This is a genomic window from Paenibacillus sp. P4_E11 (assembly GCF_056401635.1).
This window is the reverse complement of record NZ_JBFUIX010000167.1, coordinates 1-6,546: the sequence shown is the minus strand read 5'-3', so window position 1 is coordinate 6,546 and position 6,546 is coordinate 1. Positions and strand designations below refer to the sequence as shown.

Annotated in this window: 6 protein-coding genes; 3 read left to right on the top strand and 3 right to left on the bottom strand. The window is 50.2% G+C overall.

All coding sequences use genetic code 11. From position 1 onward, the window contains the following. Window positions 1-684 (bottom strand): class I SAM-dependent methyltransferase (locus tag AC1DWB_RS30165; RefSeq protein ID WP_477544795.1); only part of this gene is annotated, 684 nt, incomplete at its 3' end. Between the two features lie 258 nt (window positions 685-942). Here AC1DWB_RS30165 and AC1DWB_RS30160 point away from each other — a divergent pair. The 3 genes from AC1DWB_RS30160 to AC1DWB_RS30150 all read left to right on the top strand — a co-directional run bounded on the left by AC1DWB_RS30160 (window position 943) and on the right by AC1DWB_RS30150 (window position 3,700). Then, complete coding sequence (locus AC1DWB_RS30160; RefSeq protein ID WP_477544794.1) at window positions 943-1,692, top strand: spermidine synthase; 750 nt, start codon at window positions 943-945, stop codon at window positions 1,690-1,692. Between the two features lie 115 nt (window positions 1,693-1,807). Next, the gene (locus tag AC1DWB_RS30155; RefSeq protein ID WP_477544793.1) at window positions 1,808-2,854 is read left to right on the top strand and encodes a copper amine oxidase N-terminal domain-containing protein; all 1,047 of its coding nucleotides are present in this window, start codon (window positions 1,808-1,810) and stop codon (window positions 2,852-2,854) included. A 123-nt stretch (window positions 2,855-2,977) separates the two neighbouring features. Then, the gene (locus tag AC1DWB_RS30150) at window positions 2,978-3,700 is read left to right on the top strand and encodes an MOSC domain-containing protein (protein WP_477544792.1); all 723 of its coding nucleotides are present in this window, start codon (window positions 2,978-2,980) and stop codon (window positions 3,698-3,700) included. Here the strand turns inward: AC1DWB_RS30150 and AC1DWB_RS30145 are convergent, their stop codons facing one another. Then, window positions 3,701-4,129, bottom strand: a complete 429-nt coding sequence (locus AC1DWB_RS30145) for a PH domain-containing protein (RefSeq protein ID WP_477544791.1) — start codon at window positions 4,127-4,129, stop codon at window positions 3,701-3,703. 80 nt (window positions 4,130-4,209) lie between these two features. Then, window positions 4,210-6,456 (bottom strand): SMP-30/gluconolactonase/LRE family protein, encoded by a 2,247-nt coding sequence (locus AC1DWB_RS30140; protein ID WP_477544790.1) that lies wholly within the window; start codon window positions 6,454-6,456, stop codon window positions 4,210-4,212. Window positions 6,457-6,546: the final 90 nt, after the last annotated feature.

Genomic DNA, 6,546 nt, shown 5'->3' with positions numbered 1-6,546 from the left:
TTCAATGAATGTATGAAGGAGTTCGAAGTCATGTTCAACTTCACCGAAATTCGGAACAATCGGCGTGTGCTTCAACAGAAATACCAAATCTTCGTACGATCGATAGTATTCCGTAGAATCATATTCATAGGACTGAATGTCCGTAAATCCGGCTTCAGCCAACTCCTTGAGGTACCTATCCTTCAGAAATCCTTCATCTGTCCCGTAATTCTGTCCTCTTCCGAACGTTTGATGAATGTTGAGTTTATCCCCCTCGCTTACTTGCTGCGTAAGGAAAACACCGTCTTCTGCCAATACCTTGGCGACCTCATATGCATCGAAATGGGAGTGCCGACACGTTATTACGTTGAAGAAGTTCGCAGGAAATTCAAGACGTTCCGCATCCATTTGCATGAAGCGTACATTAGGTTTGTCGGTCTCTTGCCGATTCGCATGAGCGGTCTGGATCATGCTCTGTGATTGATCGATCCCCACTAGCAGTAAGGCAGAGTCCGTGAGGGATAACAATCGTTCCCCGCCGCCAGTGCCGATATCCAGCAGCAGATCGGACTTCTTGCATCTACGGGTAACTTTGGTGTGGAAATCCCACTGCACGCCTTCCGTTACAACTTGTAATTGACTAAAGTCCCAACCGTTGAGCCGTCCAATTTTATCATAAAAGTTCTTGTAATCGATTATGTTCATATCGTTCCTCACCCTCGAATCATTAGTTTTTGGTTACGACCAAAAGGGCAGAGAATCCCCTTGGTGGCTGGCACGCGTTTGTTCTCCAGCCCGACAACTAATTACTTCGAACGATACGGAATGACATCCCTTACACCTCATATTGAAAGATACTCCAATTGTAAAGGCATTTGTACCCGACAAGCAATGGAGGAATTCGTTATACTAGATCTATCGTGACTCAAGGCCTCAACCTTACACCCGAAGGAGATTAATGTCTTGCACTTACTAAGCAAGGAATTCAGCCAATCTAATCAAGAAATCACGGTTTACGATACGACCGAACTATACGGTGAGAAGGGTAGATTCCGCGTCCTACAGTTTTCGAACGAGGCTGTACAAGGGGCGATGGATTTGAATAACCCGGTACGTATCGTGTTCGAATACCCGAGAGCGATGATCCACCTAATGGAGTGCAACACTCCATCCTTCGAAGATATATTTGTCATCGGGCACGGGATCGGGACTATAGCCGACCAGTTGTCGGATAAGAGGGTTCAGGTAGCAGAGCTCGACGACAAGGTAGTGGAGTTAAGCCGGAGGTGGTTCGGGTACAACAAGGATAATGTGATCATTGGGGATGGACGTCAAATTCTCGGCGATCAACCCTCATATGCCTATGATTATATTGTGTTGGATGCCTTTACAGATAAGGGAACGCCTCGGCATCTAACATCCATGGAATTTTTCCAACTAACCCAAGACAAGCTCGATTCCCAAGGATCACTCATTATGAATCTGATGGGGAAGAGTGAAACGGACAAGCTCATAATCGCCATCCACACGACGCTAAGCGAAGTATATCCCTATACCAAATCGTTCATCCTACCAAATGAGGGTGTCACGTATTATCAGAATGTGATTCTCATAGGCAGCAACAAACCAATCGGGTATCAAGCGCGCCATATGGCTGGTTTCCAAGAGGTCGAGCTCGAACAAGGACATCGGATCATGGATCACAGCTACTAATTTCAGGAAACATTGTTTAGGTTGCTCCCACATGTTCCTGCAACATTATTTCACCCGGCTGCGTTAGGAACTATGAAAACGATTTTCAAACTAACTTCAGAGAGGAACTAACACTATGAAATCAACTATGAAAAAAAGCTTGGCTGTCCTGACTTTATCCGCCATGATGACCACTGGAGCTGCCTACGCCTCCACACCAACGGACTCGCCGCAAGTAACTGCCGTACCTATCAACACTATAATGACTGCTCAGCCTGTATCCATTCAAATTAACGGAGAAGCCCTTACGGACACCGGCTTCCAGCCTATAGCTGGAACTGAGCCTATGATTCCACTACGTGCAGTTACTGAGAAATTAGGCTTCGCGCTGACATGGAACCAGGAGAACCTTTCCGTAGACTTGATTAAAGGCCCACTGTTCACTACCGTGAAGACTGGCGAAGACGTCTACACGATCAACAAAATGTTAACTACACTTGGCGCTGCCCCTGAACTGGTTGACAACAAGCTGTACGTGCCCGCGTCTTTTGCAAGCAAAATATTACACGGATCGGTCGTGACCGAAGGCAACTCGGTATCGATCACACTTAGTGAACCGAAGAAGAGCGTGCAGGCGTCTGGCGTCATTACGGCCATTAACAACGATGAGAAACGCCCGTCCGTCCACATTCAAGGCGTCGGTACGGAAGGCATCGTGCTGAATGTAGGCCCAGAAACAGTTATCCAACAGGCTGACGGCACCAAGATCAGCTTATCCGATCTACATATTGGCATGACCGTGGACGTCGAGCATTCAATGGTGACTACGATGAGCTTACCGCCGCAAACTCCAACATACTCGATAACCGTCCGCGATGCTAAAGCACAAGCAGATATGCTAGGTACGGCTGGAGAAGTCGTGGAAGTAAGAAGCGACGAGAAAGGCAATAAAAGTGTGCGGATCAAGGGTCAGAAGTCAACTGACTTGTCTCAAGAGGAAGTCGTACTGAACTTGACAAGCGAAACGGCGATCGTCGATAAGAACGGGGCTCCTGTTGAAGCAAGCAAGATAGAGAAGGGTACGAAAGTAATCGGATTCTATGGTCCCGCAATGACTAGGAGCCTGCCACCAATCGGAACCGCATGGAAAATAGTTGTGGATGTGACACCAGCGCAGAAGTAGAATCAAATTCTACGAATGTAATACGCAGAGAAAAGAGGCCAGCCATCGTCTGAGATGGTAGGCCTCTTCTTCGTTCCATGATATACTAGGGGACATCTTCTATTGATGCCGGAGGTGTTACTCTTGATCATTGGTCATGTAAAGCAATTGAATCGTTATCCGGTGAAATCCTTTGCGGGCGAACCCTTGCTAACCTCCACGGTTGAACCATACGGACTGTACGGGGACCGAAGTCATGCCATTATTGACCCTAGTCAACAAGGTTGGGACCGATTCGTCACAGCCCGGCAACTCCCCGGCATGTTGGGTTATCGGGCACAGTTTCAGGAAGATGGCGGCGGGCTGGAGTTTCCGCGTCTGACCATTACAGCACCTGATGGGTCAACCTTCGGATGGGATGAGGAACTCCGCGAACATTTCCAACAGCAATACAACCGGCCGATCTCGCTCGAGCAGCACTCGCCTTCATCACCGGACTTGCTGGCGGTCGATGCGGCAAGCGTGCTGATCGTCACCGAGTCATCACTCAAGCAAGTCGAACGCGATTGGGGTAAGTCACTCGACCCTAGACGGTTTCGCGCTAACGTTGTCGTGTCCCTGCTGGAGGAAAGCCCTTTTGCAGAAGCAGCATGGGCGGGCCGTATGCTGCATATCGGGTCGGCCACGTTCCAGGCAGATGTGCTCTGCGAACGCTGCATGATGATTACACTCGACCCGGATACACGCCAGAAGGACAAATCCCTTCTCCAACTGCTACATAAGCAAACTAGCTTGACGTTCGGCATGTATGCTTCCATTGCTCATACAGGAGTGATGCGTATTGGCGACACAGTCTCATTGGAGTAATTAGCCGTTTATACGCTTGTGGTTCTGATGGGCCAGCGTGAGCAAGGCAACGTATAGGGGCTGGAGGTTGAACTTCTTGCCGAACTCGAACTTGTAGGAGTCCACCTGCACATTGTTAGACTTGAAGTAAGGCGACTTGATGTAGTGGATCGTCATTTGACTGTCGTCGAACCCGGTCCCTCCTGTTTCCATACTTACCTCATAGATGGAGTCCAGGTGGATGGATCCGACTCTTGTCTTGCTGCCTGTAACTCCCTGATGGTCGACGAGGATGAGCCGTTCGTCCGTTACGATGAACGTATCGCGCACTAGCTTGAAGCCCATTTGGATCTGCTCTTCGGGCATGAGATACATCCCGTATTTACTCTTCAGATCCTCTACCGTTACATCCGAGTAGTTGCCGAACAATCCACTTAACAAATTAGCCACTCCAATCCCTCCCTTTAATAGAAAGCATATCTTTTTGTATATTCGCCAATGTCTTTAATTATCCTTTATACCGAACACAATCACGGGAATGCGACGCCCTTGTAGCCAATGACACACCCGTATCCTTCTCCCGACGCTACATACAACCAATCGTCCTCTTGCACATACGCCAGACGCGAGATGTGATGAATATTAGCCCACTCGGTATCGATTTCACGTAGCTCTACATTGTCCTTGATTACTCGCGGTCTGCCCAAATCAACGAAACCACGTTCTCGTGAAAAGTGGAACACATGCCCCGCATCCTTGACGCCACCGTATATCCCGATAATCTCATCCGTATTCCGCTGGATAAAATTACGCAGCTGGCCGCTCGAGTAAAGCCTGCCATACACGGTCGTTTTGCGCAAATCCGGTGTGAGACTGAATAAGAGGCCATCGTACGTTCCGGCCACTACGGTTCCGTCAGCCAGCAGCGCTCCCCCTGTCAAGGTAGCCTTGAACGCTCGGCCTCTAATGGAAGGAGCTCGCACCGACAGCGTCTCGCAACGCATCTCGGTCACATCATACACCCGAAGTTCATCATGGCGGGCGGACAGCAGCAGCCGATGGTTATCCAGCTTGATGATCTCCGCTTCGCTCGTTTCCACGTGGATATGATCAAGCTTGCGGAAGTGACCGCCGAAGTCGCACATATATACGCTTCCCTCCCGGTCGCTGGCCAGCAGCGTGCTCCGATCCAGTGCGAAATGGAGCCTCGTAAGCTCTATATCCACTGGAACCACGATTCGGATCGAGATCGTTCGCGAGTCGAGATCGACTAGCAGGATGCGGTCATCCGTTGTCAGGATCGCAACTGTATCCGCATCGATATCTACACAGCCTACCGGAGCGCCTCCGTCATGTATGGCGGTTATTTGCTCAGCGTACTCACCTATGGACTCGGACACCATCAGGTATACGCGCTCCTTGCCGCTAACGGAATACACCTTGCCATTCCTTACGGACACATGACTGACCGCCGTATCCCGCCAATTCATCAGTTGATGCAGCGGTATAGTATGGATCGTCTTGGCTTCAATGTGCATGAATGCCGAGCTGCCAACCCGATTCCAATCCGGCTCGGAATAGGGGCGGAGTAGTGCACTCGGCGTTTCGGCGCCAGGCGGCTGCAGCTGGTTGATATCGACGGCCAAGATGTAGGGAGAGAATTCCCCGCATACGTCGACCATATGAAGCCAACCGTCACGGTCGAAGATCATCTCACAGATGTACTGCGAATCCTTCCCCCCGGGGGTGACAAGACCGAGATTCTCCGGCTCCCCTCCGTTCAGAATATCCCATCTAACCAAACGAATCGGATAATATTCATCATACGTTTTCAGCCCGTAGTAGAGGACGAAGTTCTCATCGGCAGCCAGTCCTCCGATCCCATAAGGCTTGACCGGCTGTTGATGGCGAAGATGAATGTACCCGTGTCGAGTCACTTCCAGCGTCTCCGGATGGAGCTCGATCATTTCCCCATCCATATTGTCCACCATCAATAGGGTTCCTCGCGGGGAGTGAAGTCCGAAGATGAACTGCCTTCGTTGCTTCGTTCCTCCATCGGGACACATGAATCTTACCTTCAAATCCTCGACCTCGTCCCGCTCTGGATCATACCTCCACAAGCTTCCCGTATAAGAGCTCCCGTACAATCGTCCCTTGTCATCCTTAACAAGCCTGCAGGAGGAGAACTCCGATACCTTGCCGTAATCCTTAACCTCATTCGTTTCCAAATCCAGCCTGTAGAAATGCCCACGCATATAACCGAGAAAATAATAGTACCGTGGATCGTTACCCAGCATCCCGCCATAGATGCTTTCTCGGGGAACCGGAATGCCTCTGACCTGAACCTCATTCGTATCGGGATTCAAGATCATCAAGATGGAGCCAGGATAACCTTCCCATGGGTCTTCATAGTGTTGCTCATACATCCATTGCATATGGCCGGGGGCCGGGGCCGTATTATGAGTGGCCATGATCAGCCTTCCGTCCGGCAGGAAATCAATGCTTGTGTGGATCTTGCTCGGCGGCATCTGCTGTGAATCAACAATCCACACGTCCGCCACGTCGAAGATGAAGCGAAGCTCCCCCGTATTCGGGTAATATTCATACAGGACAGCGGTTAAAGGCTTCTCGTTCTCGCCGCAGACGCTTATATAGAAGCGGTCATCGGGGGAACGCACGAAATCCCACACTGCATTGTGCCCCTTCTCGTTCGGCAGTTGCGTGAACCGCGTGTGGATCTCCGGGATCGCCGCTAACAAATTGTGGTCCATCATCATTTTCCGCGCTCCTCCTCCTCTCCATCCGTTTGAAACAAATACACTTCAAGCGCTTGGGCGAAGTCAGAGCCGAACTGACGGCAATTGCGC

What these genes read in the sequence shown, in the direction of transcription:
- AC1DWB_RS30140 (WP_477544790.1), bottom strand. Translation starts at nt 6,456, where the DNA reads ATGATGATGGACCACAATTTGTTAGCGGCGATCCCGGAGATCCACACG.
- AC1DWB_RS30155 (WP_477544793.1), top strand. Translation starts at nt 1,808, where the DNA reads ATGAAATCAACTATGAAAAAAAGCTTGGCTGTCCTGACTTTATCCGCC.